The organism is Streptomyces collinus (assembly GCF_031348265.1).
Lineage (GTDB): Bacteria > Actinomycetota > Actinomycetes > Streptomycetales > Streptomycetaceae > Streptomyces > Streptomyces collinus.
Genome location: NZ_CP133771.1, coordinates 4,942,337 through 4,963,648 on the forward strand (window position 1 = coordinate 4,942,337; position 21,312 = coordinate 4,963,648).

A 21,312-nucleotide genomic window follows, 5' to 3' on the forward strand; every position below is an offset into this window, starting at 1 on the left:
GCGATGCGCAGGGTGTGCCGGTGGGGCGCGCAGGGCTTGGCGGTTTCTCCTCGCATGCCCGCACGGAACCCCGGCCCGCCCAGACCCTCCCCCGGCGGACGCACCGGGCCGGCCCGTCGGGCGCAGGCCTTGGCCCCTTCTCCGGCGGACGCCGGTTGCGATGCCCGGGGGGCCTGCCGGTCGGGCGGGCCCTGGTCGCTTCTCCGGCGCGGGCCGGTTGCGATGCGCCGGAGCTGCCAGTCGGGCGCGCAGGACTTGGCCGCTCCTCCCCACTCGCCCTCACCGAGCCCGGCCCGCCCGCCCCGGCGGTGCGCCGGGCCTGCCGGCCGGGCGCGGGCCCTGGCCTTGGCCGCTTCTCCGGCGGACGCTTGGTGCGATGCCCCGGGCTCGCCGGCCGGGCGCGGGCCCTGGCCTCTTCTCCGGCACACGCCCGCTGCCATCCCCCGAACCCCGCCGGAGGGCGCCGCGCTCGCTGCCGCACGGCCTGTGCCTCTTGCGCCGCCCGGCTGATCGTCCGGCGCCCGCCCCTGCCACTGCCCCGAACGCCGGACGGGCCACGGCCCCTCAGGGGATCCGTGGCCCGTCCGTGCGGATGCCGGTGTCAGCCGAGGCCCGCCGTCGGGAAGCCCGTGGGGAGCTTGCCGCCCTCGGCCTTCGTGTAGGTCTCCGCGCCGAGGCCGCCCTCCCAGGTGACCTTCAGGCTGCTCTTGTTCACGGAGTCGACCATGCCGGTCGCCCGGTCCTTGGAGCCGTCCGTGCACTTCAGGCGGATCATCCGCATCCCGGACTCCTCGCCCGCGGTGCCGCTGCACACGCTCCCGCCGGTGGCGAACAGCGCGGCCTGCTTGCCGGTGATCACCAGGGCCACGGCCTTGCCGCCGGTCGTCGCGAGCCAGCTGCCCGCCAGCTCACCGCCGGCCGATCCGTCGGACCCGGAGCCGGATCCGGATCCGGAGCCCCCGCCCGTCGCCGCGGACGCCGAGTCCGACGGGGACGGACCGGACGCCGAGTCGTCCCCCGAGCCGCTGTCGCTGCTGCACGCGCTGAGCACGAGCACGCCCGCCAGCCCCGCGGCCGCCGCCGCGACGCGCACGGCGCCGGAGCGACGCGAGAAGATCACCGAAGTCACTGCAAGCCCCCAAGCTGTAGCCGGCCGACCGGCCCGGACGGCACCGGCCGGCCTCGTGGCCGGAACGATCGCAGCAAGCTACCAGGGCCCGTCAAGGGCCCCCTCGAACGCCTCTTACCAGGACGACTTGCGCACGCCGGGCAGATACCCCGCGTGTGCCTGCTCCCGCAGACTCACCCGGGAGAGTCCGAACGCCCGGAAGTAGCCGCGCGGCCGGCCGTCCACCTGGTCGCGGTTGCGCACCCGCGTGGCGCTCGCGTCCCGCGGCTGCCTGCGCAGCTCCGCCTGGGCGGCGAGCCGTTCGGCCTCCGTCGACGACGGCCTCCGGATGATCTCCTTCAGCTCGGCCCGCCGGGCGGCGTACCGCGCGACGACCTCCTGCCGCCTGTCGTTCTTCGCGATCTTGCTCTTCTTGGCCATCAGATCCTCACTCCCCGGGCGCGGATCCGGGCGACGGCCGCCTCGATCCCGATCGTGTCGACGGTCTTGATCCCCCTGGTGCTGAGCCGGAGCCGGACGTACCGGCCCTCGCTCGGCAGCCAGTAGCGCTTGGACTGGATGTTGGGGTCGAACCGGCGCGACGTACGCCGGTGCGAGTGCGAGATGCGGTTGCCGAAGCCCGGCTGTGCGCCGGTCAGCATGCAGTGCGCGGACATGGGTGGTGACGTACCTCTCCGTCTCAGGTGATGTAAATGGAATTCATTTTCAGTAGCATAGCGGCATGGCACGCAACGAACTCCGTCCGGTCATCAAGCTCCGGTCCACCGCCGGGACCGGCTTCACCTACGTGACCCGCAAGAACCGCCGCAACGACCCGGACCGACTGACCCTGCGCAAGTTCGATCCGGTCACCGGCCGCCACGTCGAATTCCGAGAGGAGCGCTGACCATGCGCGAGGGAATCCACCCGGCGTACGGCCCCGTCGTCTTCCGTGACCGTGCCGCGAACTACGCCTTCCTCACCCGCTCGACCATGACGAGCGAGAAGACGATCGAGTGGGAGGACGGCCGGACCTACCCGGTCGTGGACGTCGAGATCTCCGACGTCAGCCACCCCTTCTACACCGGCACGGCCCGCGTCCTGGACACCGCAGGCCGCGTGGAGCGCTTCGAGCGCCGGTACGGAAAGAAGGGCTGACCCCATGGCTGTGCCTCCTGGGCTCCCCGTCGTGATCGTCGGCGGGCTGCACGCCGATGCCCGCAGGGCGGCCGTCGCGCGGCTGCTCGCCGACGTGCCCGGCAGCGTCGTCCTCCACCACGACCTCGCGACGGCCGCCGCGGGCACGGTCGTACGGACCATCAGGGACGCCTCCGGCATCCTCGACGCGGGAGAGGCGCCGCTCGTCAACGACTGCGCCTGCTGCGCCCTGCGCGAGGACCTGGTGCCGGAGCTGGAGCGGCTGCGCGACACCGGCGGCACCCGGCTCGCCGTCGTCGAACTGTGGGACTCCGTCGAGCCCAAGGCCATGGCCGAGGTCGTCACGGCCGGCGGGCTCACCGTCACCGGCGTGATCACCGCCGTCGACCCGGCCCTGGTCCTGCCCTACCTCGGCAACGGCGACGACCTGGCCGACGGCGGTCTCGCCGCCGCGGCCACCGACCAGCGCACGGTCGCCGACACCTTCGCGCGCCAGCTGGAGTACGCCCCCGTCCTCGCGGTCGCCGATTCCCCGGAGGCCGACGACGAGGACCGCGAGCTGCTCGCGCAACTGCACCCGACGGCCCGCCAGGTGCGCATCGGACAGGACCTCCCCGCCGAACCGGCGGAAACGGCCGGACCGATCGCCCCGGCGCAACCGTCCGGCGACGGCCTGACCGTGCCGACCCCGCGCCGGCGTGCGCTCTCCCCCCTGGCCCAGGCCGCCCTGGCCGGTTTCGACGTCGAGGCGGCCGCCGCCGCCCAGCACCCGGCCTGTGCCCTGCTCCCCGCCGAGGCCGACGCGCACGGCGTCTCCACCCTGGTGTGGAGCATGCGGCGCCCCTTCCACCCGGAGCGGCTGTACGCAGCGCTGGAGGACCTGACCTGCGCGGCCGCCCGCAGCCGGGGCCGGTTCTGGCTCGCCGACAAGCCCGACACGCTGTTCCACTGGGACGCGGCGGGCGGGGCGCTGTGCGTGGAGAGCACGGGCCCGTGGCTGGCCTCCCTGCCGGACGCGGCCTGGGACATGGTCCCGCCGGTGCGCCGGGCCGCTGCCGCGCTGGACTGGCACCCCGAGCACGGCGACCGCTGCCAGCACCTCGTCTTCACCTCGCCCGGCCTCGACCGGGACGGCCTGGAGCGGCTGCTGGAGTCCTGCCTGCTGACCGACGCGGAGTACGCCGCCGGGCCCGACGCCTGGCAGCGGCTGCCGCACGCCTTCGACACCCTCCTGGAGGTCTGACCCCTCATGCCGCGCAAGCCCGAACGCAAGCCCGCCAAGAACCGGCCCAACCCCCTGGACCAGGCCGGGATCACGTACATCGACTACAAGGACACCGACCTGCTGCGGAAGTTCATCTCCGACCGCGGCAAGATCCGCAGCCGCCGCGTCACCCGGGTGTCGTCCCAGCAGCAACGCCAACTGGCCAGGGCCATCAAGAACGCCCGCGAGATGGCACTGCTCCCGTACACCACCCGCTGATCCCCCTCCGCCGTCCCGCCCCGCCCCGAACGAAGCCCTCCACCCGTGACCGGGCCCCGGCCATGCCTTGACGCCTGGGGGGCGGAGGGCCCGGCCCCTACCCTGACGCCCCGAGGCCGGAGGTCCCGGCCCCCACCCTGACGCCCCGGACTCCGCCGGGGCCTGCTGCATGCGGCCGGCCCCGGGCGGGGCGTCGACGCCCCTGGCCGCGGCGGCCGCCGGGCACAGCCGCCCGCCGCCGACGCACCCGCACCCACGCCCGCACTCGCACTCGCACTCGCACTCGCACCCGCACTCGCACCCGCACTCGGGTGAGGTTCCCCACGCTTGACGGACGGGGACCCTCCGGCGCACGGCGTGCCGACTCCGTCGGCCGGCCGGCCCCGTGGTCCGCCCCGGGCGCCCCGGACCGGGCCGGACGCCGGCCGGGGTGGGCACCCGGAGGCCGTCGGCCGGAGTGGGGCGCGCAGGTTGACGGGGCCGGAAGCCGGGGCGTGGGGTCCGGCGATGGTCCGAGCGGCGCACCGGTCACAGGGACGACCCCGGCCTGCTGCGACCGTCCTATTTCTCCCCGTCCCCGCAGGCCGCGGCCGTCTTCCGGATGCGGGTCGGCCGGTCGAACGGCCGCCTTGGGGCCCCGCGCCTCAGCTCCCGGTTCTCCGGCGCGGCCCCCGCCGGGCCCCTCGTCGCGCCGCCGACCGGATGCTCCGCCTCCACCGGACCTCCGCCGAACCCACCGACTTCGTCGCAGGCCGCGGGGAACGAGAGGTGCGGCCAAGCCGTCAAACAGTCAAGAACTTCGGTCAAGCGCTCGTCAAAGCTGTAACCGCGGGACCACCCCGCGTGCACGTGCATCTGCCCATGCATCTGCACATGAACAGGGCTATGATCCGGGTCAGTTGACCACTGCATCAATGGCCACACCAGCCAGTGCACCACCGGGGAGCGACCTGTGGACCACGACGCGTACAACGGTATGGCGGCCGCCGGGCTGCATGGTGTGGCCTGGCAGAAGAGCCGGCACAGCAACTCGCAGGGCTCGTGCGTGGAGTTCGCCCGGCTGCCGGGCGGAGACGTCGCCGTCCGCAACTCACGCTTCCCCGACGGCCCCGCCCTGGTCTACACCCGTGCGGAGATCGAGGCCATGCTGCTGGGCGTGAAGGACGGCGAGTTCGACCACCTGGTGGGTGGCTGACGATCCGACAGCCCCCGTCGCAAAGGGGGTAATCGGCACTTTACGCGCGGTAACGCGCGTAGAACCGCGACGCGAGAGAGCGCCGCGGTTTCTCATTCCCCGTTCGGCCGCGAACCGGTCCGCGGCAGCCGGAACAGCGCCCAGACCACCTTGCCGTCGAGCGCGCCCGCGAGCGGATGCCAGCCCCAGCTGTCGCTGAAGGAGTCGACGAGGAACAGTCCGCGGCCCGACTCGGCCGAGAAGTCGTCGGCCTCCCGGGTCACCGGGCTGTCGTGACTGGGGTCGCGCACCGCGCACACCAGCCGCTCGGTCCACCGCATCAGGTGCAGCCGCACGGGAGGCTCACGGCCGTTGCCGCAGACGCCGTTCGCCGGCAGCCCGTGCCGCAGGGCGTTGGTGACGAGCTCCGAGACCACCAGGCAGACGTCGTCGAACCGGTCGCCCATGTCCCACTGGTCGAGGGTTCTGCGGGTGAACTGCCGTGCCTCGCGCACCGCTTCGTAGCGGGCGGGCAGAGCGCAGGAGGCGGCGTCGGACACGGCCGCGGGGTCCAGCGGCGGAAGGCCCTGCCGTAACGGCTCGAGCATGGTCGATCCATTCGTCCCCATGCGAGGCACTCCCGGGAATTCGCGGTCGGTGCGATGCAGCGGTGGTGCGGGACCATGGTTTCGGATGCGTACAGCAGATGCAAGGGCAGATGCACGTGCAGGTGACCGGAATGAGTCGTCCCGTACCGCTTGTTGGTCAATTTTTCCGTCATCTTCGTGTCCCTCTTTGGCCGTTCACTTGCCCTCTTCTTGCTCCCGCGCACGAGCGTCGACCGTCTCGATTCCGTTTCCGTAACCGGACGAGTACTGCTCGGAGTGTTTTAGTGGCAGACTGCGGCCCCTGAAGACGTTGGGGAGGCTGGCGAACGTGAGCGCGGGAGAGCCGGGATCGGTGGTGCGGCGCATGCTGCTCGGATCACAACTCAGGCGACTGCGTGAGGCGCGGGGCATCACGCGCGAGGCGGCGGGCTACTCGATCCGCGCCTCCGAGTCGAAGATCAGCCGGATGGAGCTGGGCCGGGTGAGCTTCAAGACCAGAGACGTCGAGGACCTGCTGACCCTGTACGGCATCACGGACGAGCAGGAGCGCGCCTCCCTGCTGTCCCTGGCCAAAGAGGCCAACGTCGCGGGCTGGTGGCACAGTTACTCGGACGTGCTGCCCAGCTGGTTCCCGACCTACGTCGGCCTGGAGGGCGCCGCCTCGCTGATCCGTGCGTACGAGGTGCAGTTCGTGCACGGCCTGCTGCAGACCGAGGCGTACGCCCACGCGGTGGTCCGGCGCGGCATGCAGGGCGCGAGCGAGGCCGATGTCGAGCGCCGCGTGGCACTGCGGCTGGAGCGCCAGAAGTACCTCGTCGACGAGCGCGCGCCCGACTTCCACATCATCCTGGACGAGGCCGCCCTGCGCCGCCCCTACGGCGACCGCACGGTGATGCGGGGACAGCTCCAGCACCTCATCGACATCTCCGAGCGGCCCAACGTACGGCTTCAGGTGGTGCCGTTCAGCCTCGGCGGCCACTCCGGCGAGAGTGGCGCGTTCACGATCCTCAGCTTCCCGGAGTCCGACCTCTCGGACGTCGTCTACCTGGAGCAGCTCACCAGCGCGCTGTACCTGGACAAGGCCGAGGACGTCGCCCAGTACGAGAAGGCGCTCAAGGAGCTGCAGAGCGACAGCCCGGGCCCTTCGGAGAGCCGGGACCTTCTGCGGGGCCTGCTCCAGCTCTCCTGAAGTACTCCTCCAACTCTCCTGAAACACAAGTACGATGACGTGTGATCAGATCGTGAAGGCGCGATCAGAGGTCTGCCAGGGATCGAGGGATCACACATGTCGTCGTCCTACTTCACCGACCTTGCACAGCAGTACATCGACGGTGAGTGGCGCCCGGGTACCGGCTCCTGGGACATCATCGACTTCAACCCGTACGACGACGAGAAGCTGGCGTCGATCACCATAGCCACGGTCGACCAGGTCGATCAGGCGTACCGGGCGGCGGCCCGCGCCCAGAAGCAGTGGGCCGCGACCAACCCCTACGCCCGCCGTGCGGTCTTCGAGAAGGCGCTGCGCCTGATCGAGGAGCGCGAGGCCGAGATCTCCGAGGCCATCATCGCCGAGCTCGGCGGCACCCGTCTGAAGGCCGCCTTCGAGCTGCACCTCGCCAAGGAGTTCCTGCGCGAGGCGGTCCATCTGGCCCTGGCTCCCGAGGGCCGGATCATCCCCTCGCCGGTGGACGGCAAGGAGAACCGCGTCTACCGCGTGCCGGTCGGTGTCGTGGGCGTGATCAGCCCCTTCAACTTCCCCTTCCTGCTGTCGATCAAGTCCGTCGCCCCGGCGCTCGCGCTCGGCAACGCCGTGGTGCTCAAGCCGCACCAGAACACGCCGATCGTCGGCGGCTCCCTGGTCGCGAAGATCTTCGAGGACGCGGGGCTGCCCGGCGGACTGCTGAACGTGCTCATCACCGACATCGCCGAGATCGGCGACGCCTTCCTGGAGCACCCGGTCCCCAAGGTCATCTCCTTCACCGGCTCCGACGCGGTCGGCCGGCACGTGGCGACCGTCTGCGCCCGGATGTTCAAGCGCTCCGTCCTCGAACTGGGCGGCAACAGCGCGCTGGTGGTCCTCGACGACGCCGACATCGACTACGCGGTCGACGCGGCCGTCTTCAGCCGGTACGTCCACCAGGGTCAGGTCTGCATGGCCGCCAACCGGGTCCTCGTCGACCGGTCGGTGGCGGACGAGTTCACCGAGAAGTTCGTCGCCAAGGTGAAGACCCTCAAGGCGGGCGACCCGCGCGACCCGGAGACCGTCATCGGCCCGGTCATCAACTCCTCCCAGGCGGACGCCGTCTCCGGTGTGGTCGAGCAGGCCCTCGCCGAGGGCGCCACGGCCCTGGTGCGCGGCGGACGGACCGACAACCTCGTCGAGCCGTCCGTGCTGACGGACCTCCCCGCCGACTCGGCGCTGCTCAAGCAGGAGGTCTTCGGGCCGGTCGCGTTCCTCGTCCCGTTCGACGGCGAGGACGAGGCCGTACGCCTCGTCAACGACACCCCGTACGGCCTGAGCGGTGCCGTCCACACCGGGACCATCGAGCGCGGCGTCGCCTTCGCCAAGCAGATCGACACGGGCATGTTCCATGTGAACGACGGCACCGTGCACGACGAGCCGATCGTCCCCTTCGGCGGTGAGAAGCACTCGGGCATCGGCCGGCTCAACGGCGACACGATGCTGGACTCGTTCACCACGACCAAGTGGATCTCGGTGCAGCACGGCCGCAGCGGCTTCCCGTTCTAGATCTCGTACGCCCCCGGACCCTTGCGGACAGAACCTGACCGCAAGGGTCCGTAGCTTGGTCGGTGTCAGGGGGAAAGGCCCCCGGACCCGGCGAAAGGCGGCGGTCATGGTCATGCACGTTCCGGCGGAGGCACACGGCGACGAGCGCGGGGCGCTCCTGGCCTTCATCGCCGAGCAGCGCGGCGGCGTTCGCCGGGCGGTGCTCGGGCTGACGGACGAGCAGGCGGGCTCCCGCCCCAGCGCCAGTGAGCTGTCCCTCGCCGGGCTGGTCAAGCACGTCGCCGAGGTCGAGCAGATGTGGATCTCCCTGGCCAAGGGCGAGCCGCCGGCCGTCGTGCGGGACCAGAGCAACTGGCACGAGTGCTTCCGGCTGGTCGAGGGCGAGACGGTCGCGTCGCAGCTGGCGTACTGGGAGAAGGTCGCCGCCGAGACGGAGGCGTACATCCGCTCGGTGCCCAGCCTCGACGACACCTTCGCGCTGCCCGCCCAGCCCTGGTTCCCGCCGGACGGCCGGGTCTCGCACCGCTGGCTCTGCCTGCACCTGATCCGCGAGACGGCCCGGCACGCCGGTCACGCCGACGTCATCCGCGAGTCGCTCGACGGCCGGACGGCATTCGAGCTGGTGGCCGAGGAACAGCGGGTGGTGGCCGAGGCATAGCCTTGGCCGCATGTCAACGATCCGCCTCCTCGTGCTCGGCGCGGTCCGCATGCACGGCCGGGCCCACGGCTACCAGGTGCGCAACGACCTGGAGTACTGGGGCGCGCACGAGTGGTCCACCGCCAAGCCCGGCTCGATCTATCACGCGCTGAAGCAGATGGCGAAGCAAGGACTGCTGCACGCGCACGAGATCGCCCCGTCCACGGCCGGCGGACCGCCGCGCACGGAGTACGAGATCACCGGGCCGGGGACCGAGGAGTACTTCCGGCTGCTGCGGGAGGCGCTGGTCACCTACGACCAGCGCGGGGACCTGAAGACGGCCGCCGTCGGCTTCGTCGTCGACCTGCCGCGGGCGGAGGCGGTCGCGCTGCTGAAGGAGCGGACCCTGCGGATCGAGCAGTGGCGCACCTCCGTCCTGGAGCACTACGTGCCCGAGGAGGGTCCCGGGCAGCTCGGGCACATCGGCGAGATCATGAACATGTGGGTCCACACGGCCGACTCCGAGGCCGAGTGGACCCGCGGTCTCATCGAGCGCGTCGAGGGCGGCGCCTACACCTTCGCCGACGAGGGCGACCCGTTCGTCGGGGTCCTGGCCCCGGGCGAGGAGAACCCCTACGCGACGGGGGAGCGGCATCCCGGGGACGACCACTAATCAAGTTTGACGAATGACTGGGGCGGGGTTACCTTCGAGCTTGTAGTCAAGTTTGACTAGATGGGGAGGCTCAGTGGCCGACGCGGCGATCACCGTCGAAGGCGCGGAGAAGACGTACGGCGACAAGAAGGCGCTGAACGGGCTCGACCTCACGGTCGCGCGCGGCACGGTGCACGGGGTGCTCGGCCCGAACGGCGCGGGCAAGACCACCCTCGTGAGGGTCCTGTCCACCCTGCTGCGGCCCGACGCGGGGCGGGTCGAGGTGGCCGGGCACGACGTGGTGCGCGAGGCGTACGCCGTGCGGCTGCGCATCGGCCTGCTCGGCCAGCACGCCGCGCTCGACGAGGAGCTCGGCGGCCGGCAGAACCTGGAGCTGTTCGGCCGGCTGCACCACCTGGGCGCCCGGGGGGCACGCGCGCGTGCCGGTGAACTGCTGGAGCGCTTCGGCCTGGCCGACACCGGCCGCAAGGCGGTCCGGCAGTACAGCGGCGGCATGCGGCGCCGCCTGGACCTGGCCGCCTCGCTGATCACCGAGCCGGAGGTGCTGTTCCTGGACGAGCCCACCACCGGCCTCGACCCGCGGGGCCGCGCCGAGGTGTGGTCCTCCGTCCGCTCCCTGGTCGGCGGCGGCACGACGGTCCTGCTCACCACCCAGTACCTGGAGGAGGCCGACCAGCTCGCCGACCGCATCGCGGTCGTCGACGCCGGCCGGGTCATCGCCGAGGGCACGGCGGACGAGCTGAAGGCCGAGGCCGGCGGCGACCGTATCGACGTGATCCTGCGGCACGCCGGCCAACTGAGGGCCGCCGTCGCGCTGTTGCCCCTCACCGGGGTCAGCGTCGACGCCGACCGGCGGCTGCTGAGCGCGCCGGTGACCGACCGCATGCAGGCGCTCTCCGGGGTCGTACGGGCCCTTCAGGAGGCCGGGATCGAGGCGGAGGACGTCGCGCTGCGCCGCCCGACGCTGGACGAGGTGTTCCTGCACCTCACCGGGGACGACCGCCGAGCGAAGGAGGCCGCGTGACCGCCCACGCCCTGACCGACTCCTGGACCATGACCCGCCGGGAACTGGCCCGCTGGGGACGGCAGCCGGTGCAGCTGGTCGTCAACCTCGTCTTCCCGGTGATGCTGCTGCTGATGTTCGGTTACCTCGTCGGCGGCGGCCGCGGGGTGAGCGGCGAGTACCGCGACTACCTGATCCCCGGCATGCTCGCGCTCACCATGGCCTTCGGCCTGGAGGGCACGATGCTCGCCGTCACACAGGACCTCAACAAGGGCGTGATCGACCGCTTCCGCTCGATGCCGATGGCCAACGGAGCGGTCCTGGTCGGCCGTTCGGCCGCCGACATGCTCCAGTCGGCGCTGGCCCTGGCCGTGCTCATCGGCGTGGGCCTCGCCCTCGGCTGGCGCCCCGGCGGCGGCCCGACGGCCCTCCTCGGGGCGATGGGCCTGCTGCTCCTGTTCCGGTTCGCGATGCTGTGGATCGGCATCCACCTGGCCCTGGTGGCGGGCAAGCCGGAGCTGGTCCAGGCCGTGCAGATCCTGGTCTGGCCGGTCGGCTTCCTGTCCAACGCGCTCGCCACGCCCGGCTCCATGCCCGGCTGGCTGGGCACGGTCGTCGAATGGAACCCGATGTCCCACACGGCCACGGCCGTTCGGGACCTGTTCGGCGTGCCCGGCACGGAGTCCGGCCACATCTGGGCCGCCATCGCCTGGCCCCTGGCCCTCCTGACGGTGTTCTTTCCGCTGGCGGTACGGAGGTTCGCCCGGCTGAGCCGCTAGTAGTTCCGGTGGGCCGGGGTGTGGTCGGTCGGGCCGCCGGCCCCCGGGCGGGCTACCGTCAGGTGGTTACGGCCGGTAGAGCCGCCGCCCCGGCCGACGGGGGCAGGCCCGCCGCCCCGGTGGGCGGAGCGCCCGCGGCTGGGCCGCCGGGTCCGGCAGGCGGGTACGCACTGCGGAGCCGCCGGGTCCGGCAGGCGGTGTGCGGGCGGCTGAGCCGCTGATCCGGGCCGGCGGGGTGGTCCGGCCGGCAGACGGTACGGGCCGTCGGCCCTGGCAGGTGAAGTCCGCGCGGCCGGCCGTCGTCTTCGGCAGGCGATGTACCGGCGGTCGAGCGCTGCCTTCGGCAGGCGAAGCGCCCGCGGTCGAGCGCTGCCTTCGGCAGGCGATGTACCGGCGGTCGAGCGCTGCCTTCGGCAGGCGATGTACCGGCGGTCGAGCGCCGCCTTCGGCAGGCGATGTACCGGCGGTCGAGCGCCGCCTTCGGCAGGCGATGTACCGGCGGTCGAGCGCCGCCTTCGGCAGGCGATGTACCGGCGGTCGAGCGCCGCCTTCGGCAGGCGATGTACCGGCGGTCGAGCGCCGCCTTCGGCAGGCGATGTACCGGCGGTCGAGCGCCGCCTTCGGCAGGCGATGTACCGGCGGTCGACCGCCGCCTTCGGCAGGCGAAGCACCCGCGGCCGACCGCCGCCTCCGGCAGGCGAAGTACCGGCGGCCCGTCCGCCACACTCGGCAGACGAAGCCCCCGCAGCCTGCCCGCCGCCCCCGGCAGGCCAACCCCCCGCGGCCGAGCCGTCAGTGGTGGAAGCTCGTCGCCGCGCCCTTGTCCTCCGTCAGCGGGCGCGGCTGCCGGCGCAGGTCCGGCAGCAGCCGTTCCAGGTCCTGGGCGAGGAGTTCCGCGAGGTCGGCGGAGAAGCCGTTGCGGCACACCACGCGCAGGACGGAGAGGTCCTCCCGGTTCGGCGGGAAGGTGTACGCGGGCACCAGCCAGCCGCTCTCGCGCAGCCGCCGGGAGACGTCGAAGACGTCGTACGCCTTCACGTCCGGTGCGGTCGTGAAGGCGAACACCGGCAGTTCGTCGCCCCGGGTCAGCAGGTGGAAGTCACCGAGCGCCTCGACCCGCCCGGCCAGTCCCGTGGCCACGTCGCGCGCGGCCTGCTGGACGGCCCGGTAGCCGTCCCGGCCCAGCCGCAGGAACGTGTAGTACTGCGCCACGACCTGCGCGCCCGGCCGGGAGAAGTTCAGCGCGAACGTCGGCATGTCGCCGCCCAGGTAGTTCACCCGGAACACCAGCTCCTCCGGCAGCGCCTCCGCGTCCCGCCACAGCGCCCAGCCGACGCCCGGGTAGACCAGCCCGTACTTGTGGCCCGAGGTGTTGATCGACGCCACCCTCGGCAGCCGGAAGTCCCACACCAGGTCCTCGTCGAGAAAGGGCGCGACCATGGCCCCGGACGCCCCGTCCACGTGCACCGGGACGTCCAGCCCGGTCCGTTCCTGCACCGCGTCCAGCGCCGCGCACAGGTCCGCGATCGGCTCGTAGGACCCGTCGAAGGTCGAGCCGAGGATGCCGACGACGCCGATGGTGTTCTCGTCACACAGCTCGGCCGCGGCCTGCGGGTCGAGGTGGAACCGCTCGCCCTCCATGGGCACCAGCCGGGCCTCCACCTCCCAGAAATTGCAGAACTTCTCCCAGCAGACCTGCACGTTGACGCCCATGACCAGGTTGGGCCGCGCCCCGGGGTAGCGGTCGGCGTTGCGTTTCGCCCAGCGCCGCTTCAGCGCCATCCCGGCGAGCATGCACGCCTCGCTCGACCCGGTCGTCGAACACCCCACGGCGGTCGCCGGGTCGGGAGCTTTCCACAGGTCGGCGAGCATCGCCACGCAGCGCCGCTCCAGCTCGGCGGTGCGCGGGTACTCGTCCTTGTCGATCATGTTCTTGTCCCGGCACTCCGCCATCAGCACCCCGGCCTCCGGCTCCATCCACGTGGTGACGAAGGTGGCGAGGTTCAGCCGGGCGTTGCCGTCGAGCATCAGCTCGTCGCGCACCAGCTGGTGAGCGGTCGCCGGCGCCATGGGCTGGTCCGGGAGCCGGTGGGTGGGCGGCGCCTCGGCCATGTCGCCGAGCGGGTTGGCGGGACCGTAGAAGGGGTTGACGGACAGGCGGCCTCCGGCGGCCCGGCGGGGAGCTTCGTGGAGCGGCATCGTGCCTCCAGGGGTGGTTTCGGAAAGGGGGGAGGGGAGGGGAGGGGAGGGCGTCAGCGGACGGGCGTGCCGTCCACGCGCAGCTGCATCTGCGGCCGGCCCGTCACCAGCAGCCAGGCCGGCAGCGAGGCGATGCAGAGCACGGCGATGATCCCCGGCGAGGCGACCAGCACCGCGGCGACGAACAGGCTCACCCAGCCCTGCCGGGTGATGGCCAGCAGCAGTCCGAGCACGGCGGCCGAGACGCCGACCGAGGGATGCACCCCGGACACCGCGGCGTGGGCGCCCAGGCCGAGGGCGGTGCCGACGAACACCGCCGGGAAGATGCGCCCGCCCCGGAAGCCACAGGACGCGGCGACCAGCAGCGCGGCCAGCTTCACGACGGTCAGCAGGGCGTACTCCCCGGCCGACCGGCCGTCCGGGTCCTTCGCGAGCTCGGCGATCTCGTCGAGCCCCTTGAACAGCGTCAGATGGCCGCCCAGGGCCGCGAGGGCACCCAGCACGAGGCCGCCCGCGGGGAGCATCAGCATCGGGTGGCGCAGCCGGCGGAAGGCGCCGTGGACGTAGGGGAAGGCCCGCACGGCGGCCATGCCGAGCAGGGCGGCCAGCGAGGCGACCACGACCGCCGCGAACAGGTCGCTCCAGCCCGGCCGGCCGAACGAGGGCAGGTTCAGGTCGAAGCTCGGATGGTCGATGAGGGTGGCGGTCAGGGCACCGGCCGTGCCGGCGGTCAGCGGGGCGAAGACGTTGTCCCACAGCAGTCCGCGGGTCTCGCGAACGGCCAGCGCCTCGGAGATCACCAGGGCCGCCGCGACCGGCGTGCCGAACAGGGCGCCGATCGTCGCCGCCTCGGCGAGCGCGGGCCAGACCCGACCCGGGGCACGCGGCACGAGACGGGCGCCCAGCCAGGCCGCCAGGGCGACGTTCACGGTGATGATGGGGTTCTCGGGGCCGAGGCTGGGCCCGCCGGCCAGCATCAGCGCGGTCACCAGCACCAGTCCCGGCAGCACGACGGGCGGCAGCACCGGGGCGTCGAGGCCGACGGTCGCCGGATCCGGGCCGGCGTGCCCCGGCGCCTTCCACACCACCAGCCCGACCGCGACCCCCGTCGCGAAGAGCATCACGAACATCCATGCGACGGAGTACCTGCCGATCCCCAGCGCGTCGGGCAGCGGCCCCCAGAGCACGTCCTGGAGCTGCTCGGCGGCGACTTCGACCCCCACCAGGACCAGGCTGGACATGATCCCCACGGCGAGAGCGGGAAGGATCGTCGGCAAGAGTGCGCGGGCGGGAGTCGCGGGGGTGACGGAGGGCGCCTGCTGCGCGGGATCCTGGACCACGCGCTCACCATAAACGGCTCAAACTGGACAAATCGCAAACACGCTTGCACCTCACGTGGCGTGAGGCCCGACCGTGGAGCACGGAAGAAGAAGGGAGCGGAAGTGAACTACTCCGTGGGACAGGTCGCGGGCTTCGCCGGCGTCACGGTGCGCACGCTGCACCACTACGACGACATCGGCCTGCTCGTCCCGAGCGAACGCAGCCACGCGGGTCACCGGCGCTACAGCGACACCGACCTCGACCGGCTGCAGCAGATCCTGTTCTACCGGCAGCTCGGCTTTCCGCTCGACGAGGTCGCCGCCCTGCTCGACGACCCGGACGCGGACCCGCGCGCACACCTGCGCCGGCAGCACGAACTGCTGACCGCCCGGATCGAGAAGCTGCGGAAGATGGCGGCGGCCGTGGAGCACGCCATGGAGGCACGCACGATGGGACTCAACCTCACACCCGAGGAGAGGTTCGAGGTCTTCGGGGACAACGACCCGGAGCAGTACGCCGAAGAGGTGGAGGAGCGCTGGGGCGACACCGACGAGTACGCCGACTCGCAACGCCGCACCGCGAGCTACACCAAGGAGGACTGGAAGCGCATTCAGGCCGAGGCCGCCGACTGGGGCGAGCGCTACGGCGCCCTGATGGCGGCGGGCGAGCCGCCCGCCGGCGAGGCGGCCATGACCCTGGCGGAGGAGCACCGGCAGCACATCTGCACGTGGTTCTACGAGTGCTCCTACGAGATCCACCGCTGCCTCGGCGAGATGTACGTCTCCGACGAGCGGTTCAAGGCGTTCTACGACGTGCTGCGCCCGGGCCTCGCCGAGCACCTGAGGGACGCGATCGTCGCGAACGCGGCACGTCACACCTCCTGATCCCCGGCCCGGGAGTGCCTCACTCCCGGGTCAGGACCACCGCCGTGCCGTACGCGCACACCTCGGTGCCCACGTCGGCCGCCTCCGTCACGTCGAAACGGAACGCGAGGATGCCGTTGGCGCCACGCGTGCGTGCCTGTTCGACGAGCCGCTCCATGGCCTGGTTGCGGGTCTGCACGAGCGTCTTGGTGAGCCCGCGCAGCTCGCCGCCGACCATCGACTTCAGCCCGGCGCCGATCTGGCTCCCCACGTGGCGGGAGCGCACGGTCAGGCCGAAGACCTCGCCGATCACCTCCCGCACGTGATAGCCGGGTACGTCGTTCGTGGTGACGACGAGGACCTCGGGGTCCGGACCCTGTCCGCCGCCGTATTCATCGATGCCCATGCTTCACAGCTTTGACCGGGGCCGGGCACAGTGCATCCTGAGTACGCCCATGGAACCTGGGCCATGACGGCTGCGTTGATACTTTGAGGCAGCCAGCCCAGCCCGTCCCCCCAGCAGCAGGAGCCACATCCCCGTGACCACGCTTGCGCTCGGCCCCGAGTGGCTCAGCCCGGACTACCTGATCGAGACCTTCGCCCTGCCGGGCATCCTGCTCATCGTCTTCGCCGAGTCCGGACTCTTCGCGTTCCTCCCCGGCGACTCGCTGCTGTTCACCGCGGGCCTCTTCGTCGCCGAGGGCCAGTACATCAGCCAGCCGCTGTGGCTGGTCTGCACACTGATCGTGCTCGCGGCCGTCATCGGCGACCAGGTGGGCTACATGATCGGCAAGTTCCTGGGCCCGAAGCTCTTCAACCGTCCCAACTCCAAGCTCTTCAAGCAGGAGAACCTGGACAAGGCCCACGAGTTCATGGAGAAGTACGGCCCCAAGGCGATCGTCCTGGCCCGCTTCGTCCCCATCGTGCGCACCTTCGCCCCCATCGTGGCCGGCGCCGGCCGCATGAAGTACCGCACGTTCCTCACGTACAACGTCATCGGCGGCATCGCCTGGGGCACCGGCGTCACCCTCGCGGGTTACTGGCTCGGCCAGATCGGCTTCATCAAGAAGAACGTCGAGCCGATCCTCATCCTGATCGTCCTGCTCTCCGTCGTCCCGATCATCATCGAGTACCTGCGCGACCGCTCGAAGAAGAAGCGCGCGGCTGCCGAGGCCCCCGCGGAGCGGCAGCAGCCCCCCGCCATGGACGACGCGACGACCCAGCTCCGCCGGATCGCCCCGGACGACCAGCCGTCCCACCAGCAGCCGCAGCAGCAGCCCCCGTACGGCAACCAGAACGGCTACGACGACCAGCAGTACTACGGCCAGTACCCGCAGAGCCCGGGCTACGGCCAGCAGCAGCCCTACGGCACCCCGCAGCAGCCCTACGGCAGCCAGCAGGGCCCCTACAACAACGGCTACTGAGCCGGCCTTCCCGCGGGGGCGGGACGCCGCGCGGGGCACCGCGCGAACAGCCCCCGCGGGCCCACGGCCGCCGGCGGACCCTCAGAAACCCCTGGTCCGCTTGGCGGCCCGGCGCTTCTCCGCGGACCCGATGCGCAGGAACATGCGCGAGATCTCCGACCCGAGATTCACCCCGATGGCGATGGCCATGGCGAGCGCCACCGCCGCGGACAGCGACACCAGCCCCTCGTCCACCTCGTTCTGCGCGATCGCCAGCAGCCCGAAGTACGTCGCGGAACCCGGCAGCAGGGGCCCGATCGCCGCGGTCGTGTAGGGCAGGGCGGACGCGAACTGATAGCGCGACAGCAACTGCCCGAACAGGCCCACCAGTCCCGCTGCGGCCGCCGTGGACGCCACAGGCGAGATGTCCCCCACGTAGTGCATCGCGCCGTACACCACCCAGGCGACACCGCCGTTCAGCGTCACCCACATCACGGTGGATCGTTCCTGCTGGAGCAGCACCGCGAACGCCAGTGACAGCAGCATCGACGCGCCGATCATCATCACCGGGTCGTCGGAGGCCCCGAGCGCCTGGTCGGGGTTGAGCCGCGCGCCCAACTGCACGCCGAAGTACAGCACCAGCAGTACACCCGCGACGATGCCGACGAAGAAGTACAGAACCTCCAGCAGCCGCGCGGACGCGGTGATGTAGAAGCCCGTCAGACCGTCCTGCACCCCCGCCACCAGCGCCCGCCCGGGCAGCAGCGCGAACAGGCCACCGGTGATGACCGCGGACGCCTTCACGTCCACGTGGCCCAGCGTCAGCGCGACCCCTATCGCGGCCGGGGGCATCGCGGCCACCGTGAACTGGTAGAACTCCGGCAGCCCCCGGCCCGCGCACAGCCACGCCAGCCGGTCGCCGAGCATCGCGCCCAGCGCCGCCGCGACGAACACGATCAGGTCGCCGCCCACGAGCACCGAGGCCGCACCGGCCAGCAGCCCGCTCGCGCCGGTCAGCGCCCAGCCTGGGTAGGGGTGGCGGTTACGGCGGATCTCCGCCAGCCGCCGGTAGGCCTCCTCCAGGGAGACCGCCGTCTCGTGGTCGCTGAGGTCGTCCACCAGCTGGTACACGGCCGCCAGCCGCGTGTAGTCGGTACCCCGTCGGCGCACCGTCCGCGACGCCGTGACCGGGTCGTCCACGAGGGACGGCTGGTAGGAGATCGCCAGCAGCGTGAAGGTGACGTTGGGCTCGCAGCGGTCCAGGCCGTACGACCGGCAGACGGCGAACATCGCCGCCTCCACGTCCTCGGCACCCTCACCGCCCGCCAGCAGCAACTCGCCGATGCGCAGCGTCAGGTCGAGCACGCGCGGCACCGCCGGCCCGCTCTCGTCGCCGCCGCGCTGGATCGCCTCCGGCGCAGGCCGCTCCGCCACCGGCATGCGCAGCATCGTGCGCATCCGGTCCTGCCACGGCACGTCCTTGGTCAGGCTGACCACGGGGATCCCGGTCGGCGGCGTGAAGGCCGACGGAGCGTGCCTCGTGCTGTAGGTGCTCGGCGGGGTGAACGCCGACCCCTCCTGCTCCGCCGAGGGCACCGCATGCACGTCCAGCCCCTGCGGCACGGCGAACTCGGAGGTGGTCTCGGGCTCCGCACCGGCCGTTCTGTGCAGGGCCAGGCCCTCGGGGATCGCGAACTCCGACGTCGTCGACATGTCCCCGTCGACGCCGGTCCCGGCCGGAGGCAGGAACGCACTCCTCGCCTCGTCCGACTTCGGTTTGCGGTCCTCCGCGTCCGTCACTGCCTGGCGCTCCCTGTACGACACGTCAGCCTCGTACCCCCCACAGCCTCAGTATGCGCACAGACGGACGAACGGGCCGCACACGCAGGCGTGCGGCCCGTCAGCAACAGCAGAGGAGGTCAGTGACCGCCCTGGTCCTTGAACCGCTTGTAGGACCGCTCGATCTCGGCCTCGGCCTCGGTGCGGCCCACCCAGTCGGCACCCTCGACCGACTTGCCGGGCTCCAGGTCCTTGTACACCTCGAAGAAGTGCTGGATCTCCAGGCGGTCGAACTCCGACACGTGGTGGATGTCCCGCAGGTGCTCCACACGCGGGTCCGTCGACGGCACGCACAGCAGCTTGTCGTCGCCGCCCGCCTCGTCCGTCATGCGGAACATGCCGATCGCGCGGCAGCGGATCAGGCAGCCCGGGAACGTCGGCTCGTCGAGGATGACCAGCGCGTCCAGCGGGTCGCCGTCCTCGCCGAGGGTGTTCTCGACGAAACCGTAGTCGGTCGGGTAGGCGGTCGAGGTGAAGAGTCGCCGGTCCAGGCGGATACGACCGGTCTCGTGGTCCACCTCGTACTTGTTGCGCGAACCCTTCGGAATCTCGATCGTGACGTCGAACTCCACCGGTGGCTCCTCCATGATCAACACATAGTTCTGGTGGTTAAGTGTCCCTCACGCAGGTGTGTGATCGCGAAAGGGGCTGGTGGTCGTGCCAGAGCTGAGGCCTTGGCGGGCCGCGAAACCGCACGTGGTGCGCCTCGCGGATGCCGTACGACCGCGCCTGGCCCGGGCCGCAGCAGCCACGAAACCACGGCTCGAACGGCTCGCACGAGCCGCAAGACCGCAGGTCGCGATGGGTGCGCGGCCGAAGGCCTGGCAGTACACCGCGGGCGCCGCCACCGCCGGACTCGCACTGACCGCCGGTGTGGTGACCGCCGCCGGTCCCTGGGACTCCTCGGGTCAGCGTACGGCCGAGCGGGACCGGGCAGTGGCGCTGGGCCGCGCGGGTGGCACAGATCACGGCAGCGCCCCCGGCGCGCCCGGCCGGCCCCGCCCCGCCCCCAGCGCCGGACCGGTGCTGACCGGCCTCGGCGGCGTCAGCACCGTCAAGTCGGCCCCGGACGGCAAAGCCCTCACGGACGCCCTCACACCCCTGCTGAAGGACCCCGCCCTCGGCCCCCGGCCCGCCGCCGCGGTCATCGACGTGACCACCGGCAGGCGCCTGTACGGCAAGGCCTCCGGCACCGCGCTCACCCCCGCCTCCACGACGAAGGTCGCCACCGCCGTTGCCGCCCTGTCCGCGATGGGCGCCGACCACCGCCTCACCACCCGCGCCGCGCTCGAACCCGACACGAAGGAAGTCGTCCTGGTCGGCGGCGGCGACCCCACGCTCACCGCCCGCGAGAAGGCGGGCCCGTGGGCGAGCCTGCGCACCCTGGCCGCCGGGACGGCCGCCGCCCTCGCCGACCGGGGCGTCCGCGAGGTGACCCTCTCCTACGACACGACCCGCTACGCGGGCGACGAAATGCACCCGATCGGGGTCGACGGCAACCTCGCCCGCGTCACCCCCCTGATGGCCGACGAGGGCCGCACCGACGACTCGACGAGCGGCCCGGCCCAGCGCGTGCCGGACCCGGCCGCGGACGCGGCCCGCCGGTTCGGGGAGCTCCTGAAGTCCCACGGCATCAAGACCACGGCCCCCGGCCCGTCCAAGGCCACCAACCGCGCCAAGACCCTCGCGGTGGTCTCCTCGCCCCCGCTCTCCGCCGTCGCCGAACGCATGCTGACCAACAGCGACAACGACATCGCCGAAGCCCTCGCCCGCCAGACGGCCATCGCCACGGGCGACCGGGCCGACTTCGCCGGCGCCGGCAAGGCCATCAGCACCCAGCTGCGCAAACTCGGCCTCCCCGTGAAGGGCACCGCCTTCAAGGACGGCAGCGGCCTGAACCGCGCCGACCGGCTGACCCCCGACCTCCTCACCGCCCTGCTCGCCAAGGCCGCCGACCCCTCCCACCCCGAGCTGCGCCCGGCCCTCACCGGCCTCCCCGTCGCCGGGTTCACCGGCACCCTGACCACCCGTTACACGGACGGAGCATCCGGCGTCGTCCGCGCCAAGACCGGCACCCTCTCGGGCGTCCACACCCTCGCGGGCACCCTCGTCGACGAGGACGGCCGCCTGCTCGCCTTCGCGTTCATGGCCACGGACACGGACCCCGGCAGACCGGCGGCGACCCAGCAGGCACTGGACCGGATCGCCAGCGCGCTGGCGGCGTGCGGCTGCCGGTGACCGCCACCCACCCCGCGCCCCCACGGCCAACCCCCGGCCCTCGCCGCCCTGCCCCAGCGGTCGGCGCTCACGTACGGT

The 21,312-nt window shown here is 72.0% G+C and carries 23 protein-coding genes; 14 read left to right on the forward strand and 9 right to left on the reverse strand.

Annotated features, from left to right (window positions below):
- Positions 1 to 601: 601 nt before the first annotated feature.
- From RFN52_RS22465 to rpmB, 3 genes are all read right to left on the reverse strand, one after another.
- The gene (locus tag RFN52_RS22465) at positions 602 to 1,120 is read right to left on the reverse strand and encodes a hypothetical protein (protein ID WP_229856669.1); all 519 of its coding nucleotides are present in this window, start codon (positions 1,118 to 1,120) and stop codon (positions 602 to 604) included.
- Between the two features lie 123 nt (positions 1,121 to 1,243).
- Positions 1,244 to 1,549, reverse strand: coding sequence for a 30S ribosomal protein S14 (gene rpsN / locus RFN52_RS22470; protein WP_062928325.1), 306 nt, complete (start codon positions 1,547 to 1,549; stop codon positions 1,244 to 1,246).
- Complete coding sequence (gene rpmB / locus RFN52_RS22475; protein WP_184848425.1) at positions 1,549 to 1,785, reverse strand: 50S ribosomal protein L28; 237 nt, start codon at positions 1,783 to 1,785, stop codon at positions 1,549 to 1,551. The genes rpsN and rpmB overlap by 1 nt, the downstream gene beginning before the upstream one ends.
- 65 nt (positions 1,786 to 1,850) lie before the next feature.
- Between rpmB and rpmG the strand changes: the two genes are divergently transcribed.
- The 5 genes from rpmG (at position 1,851) to RFN52_RS22500 (ending at position 4,944) form a co-directional block, all read left to right on the forward strand.
- Positions 1,851 to 2,015: a 50S ribosomal protein L33 gene (gene rpmG / locus RFN52_RS22480; RefSeq protein WP_184848427.1), complete on the forward strand. Its 165-nt coding sequence runs from the start codon at positions 1,851 to 1,853 to the stop codon at positions 2,013 to 2,015.
- Between the two features lie 2 nt (positions 2,016 to 2,017).
- On the forward strand, positions 2,018 to 2,266 hold the full coding sequence (locus RFN52_RS22485; RefSeq protein WP_033310254.1) for a type B 50S ribosomal protein L31: 249 nt from the start codon (positions 2,018 to 2,020) through the stop codon (positions 2,264 to 2,266).
- Between the two features lie 4 nt (positions 2,267 to 2,270).
- A complete protein-coding gene (locus RFN52_RS22490) occupies positions 2,271 to 3,509 on the forward strand; it encodes a CobW family GTP-binding protein (RefSeq protein ID WP_184848429.1) in 1,239 nt (412 codons plus the stop codon).
- A 6-nt stretch (positions 3,510 to 3,515) separates the two neighbouring features.
- Entirely contained in the window at positions 3,516 to 3,749 is a 234-nt protein-coding gene (gene rpsR, locus RFN52_RS22495; RefSeq protein WP_184848431.1) for a 30S ribosomal protein S18, read from the forward strand.
- A 976-nt stretch (positions 3,750 to 4,725) separates the two neighbouring features.
- Positions 4,726 to 4,944 (forward strand): DUF397 domain-containing protein, encoded by a 219-nt coding sequence (locus RFN52_RS22500; protein WP_045296613.1) that lies wholly within the window; start codon positions 4,726 to 4,728, stop codon positions 4,942 to 4,944.
- A 92-nt stretch (positions 4,945 to 5,036) separates the two neighbouring features.
- Here the strand turns inward: RFN52_RS22500 and RFN52_RS22505 are convergent, their stop codons facing one another.
- Positions 5,037 to 5,531 carry an ATP-binding protein gene (locus tag RFN52_RS22505; RefSeq protein ID WP_311241030.1) on the reverse strand — a complete coding sequence of 165 codons (495 nt, stop codon included), beginning with the start codon at positions 5,529 to 5,531 and terminating at the stop codon, positions 5,037 to 5,039.
- A gap of 352 nt (positions 5,532 to 5,883) precedes the next feature.
- On the opposite strand from RFN52_RS22505, the gene RFN52_RS22510 reads away from it, so the two are divergent.
- The 6 genes from RFN52_RS22510 (at position 5,884) to RFN52_RS22535 (ending at position 11,372) form a co-directional block, all read left to right on the forward strand.
- Positions 5,884 to 6,720: a Sco1979 family transcriptional regulator gene (locus RFN52_RS22510; RefSeq protein ID WP_491590963.1), complete on the forward strand. Its 837-nt coding sequence runs from the start codon at positions 5,884 to 5,886 to the stop codon at positions 6,718 to 6,720.
- 96 nt (positions 6,721 to 6,816) lie between these two features.
- Positions 6,817 to 8,280: an aldehyde dehydrogenase family protein gene (locus tag RFN52_RS22515; protein WP_184848435.1), complete on the forward strand. Its 1,464-nt coding sequence runs from the start codon at positions 6,817 to 6,819 to the stop codon at positions 8,278 to 8,280.
- Positions 8,281 to 8,386: 106 nt separating this feature from the next.
- The gene (locus RFN52_RS22520) at positions 8,387 to 8,938 is read left to right on the forward strand and encodes a DinB family protein (protein ID WP_184848437.1); all 552 of its coding nucleotides are present in this window, start codon (positions 8,387 to 8,389) and stop codon (positions 8,936 to 8,938) included.
- Positions 8,939 to 8,948: 10 nt separating this feature from the next.
- On the forward strand, positions 8,949 to 9,590 hold the full coding sequence (locus RFN52_RS22525) for a PadR family transcriptional regulator (protein ID WP_184848439.1): 642 nt from the start codon (positions 8,949 to 8,951) through the stop codon (positions 9,588 to 9,590).
- A 73-nt stretch (positions 9,591 to 9,663) separates the two neighbouring features.
- Complete coding sequence (locus RFN52_RS22530; RefSeq protein WP_184848441.1) at positions 9,664 to 10,614, forward strand: ATP-binding cassette domain-containing protein; 951 nt, start codon at positions 9,664 to 9,666, stop codon at positions 10,612 to 10,614.
- Positions 10,611 to 11,372, forward strand: coding sequence for an ABC transporter permease (locus tag RFN52_RS22535; protein WP_184848443.1), 762 nt, complete (start codon positions 10,611 to 10,613; stop codon positions 11,370 to 11,372). Before RFN52_RS22530 ends, RFN52_RS22535 begins: the two co-directional genes overlap by 4 nt.
- A 792-nt stretch (positions 11,373 to 12,164) precedes the next feature.
- Here the strand turns inward: RFN52_RS22535 and gad are convergent.
- Together gad and RFN52_RS22545 are read right to left on the reverse strand one after the other, a co-directional pair.
- The gene (gad, locus tag RFN52_RS22540; protein WP_184848445.1) at positions 12,165 to 13,571 is read right to left on the reverse strand and encodes a glutamate decarboxylase; all 1,407 of its coding nucleotides are present in this window, start codon (positions 13,569 to 13,571) and stop codon (positions 12,165 to 12,167) included.
- 53 nt (positions 13,572 to 13,624) lie between these two features.
- Positions 13,625 to 14,911, reverse strand: a complete 1,287-nt coding sequence (locus RFN52_RS22545) for an ion channel protein (protein ID WP_184848447.1) — start codon at positions 14,909 to 14,911, stop codon at positions 13,625 to 13,627.
- 102 nt (positions 14,912 to 15,013) lie between these two features.
- Between RFN52_RS22545 and RFN52_RS22550 the strand changes: the two genes are divergently transcribed.
- Positions 15,014 to 15,775 (forward strand): MerR family transcriptional regulator, encoded by a 762-nt coding sequence (locus RFN52_RS22550; protein ID WP_184848449.1) that lies wholly within the window; start codon positions 15,014 to 15,016, stop codon positions 15,773 to 15,775.
- A 19-nt stretch (positions 15,776 to 15,794) separates the two neighbouring features.
- Here RFN52_RS22550 and RFN52_RS22555 read toward each other — a convergent pair whose 3' ends face one another.
- Entirely contained in the window at positions 15,795 to 16,160 is a 366-nt protein-coding gene (locus RFN52_RS22555; RefSeq protein WP_184848451.1) for a YbjQ family protein, read from the reverse strand.
- A gap of 133 nt (positions 16,161 to 16,293) precedes the next feature.
- Between RFN52_RS22555 and RFN52_RS22560 the strand changes: the two genes are divergently transcribed.
- Positions 16,294 to 17,178 carry a DedA family protein gene (locus RFN52_RS22560; protein WP_184848453.1) on the forward strand — a complete coding sequence of 295 codons (885 nt, stop codon included), beginning with the start codon at positions 16,294 to 16,296 and terminating at the stop codon, positions 17,176 to 17,178.
- A gap of 81 nt (positions 17,179 to 17,259) precedes the next feature.
- Here the strand turns inward: RFN52_RS22560 and RFN52_RS22565 are convergent, their stop codons facing one another.
- Both RFN52_RS22565 and RFN52_RS22570 read right to left on the reverse strand, forming a co-directional pair.
- A complete protein-coding gene (locus RFN52_RS22565; RefSeq protein WP_184848455.1) occupies positions 17,260 to 18,957 on the reverse strand; it encodes a threonine/serine exporter family protein in 1,698 nt (565 codons plus the stop codon).
- Between the two features lie 119 nt (positions 18,958 to 19,076).
- Positions 19,077 to 19,568 carry an inorganic diphosphatase gene (locus RFN52_RS22570; protein WP_003975424.1) on the reverse strand — a complete coding sequence of 164 codons (492 nt, stop codon included), beginning with the start codon at positions 19,566 to 19,568 and terminating at the stop codon, positions 19,077 to 19,079.
- Positions 19,569 to 19,647: 79 nt separating this feature from the next.
- Here RFN52_RS22570 and dacB point away from each other — a divergent pair, with 79 nt between their 5' ends.
- Positions 19,648 to 21,234 carry a D-alanyl-D-alanine carboxypeptidase/D-alanyl-D-alanine endopeptidase gene (gene dacB / locus RFN52_RS22575; protein ID WP_184848457.1) on the forward strand — a complete coding sequence of 529 codons (1,587 nt, stop codon included), beginning with the start codon at positions 19,648 to 19,650 and terminating at the stop codon, positions 21,232 to 21,234.
- The last annotated feature ends 78 nt before the right edge of the window (positions 21,235 to 21,312 follow it).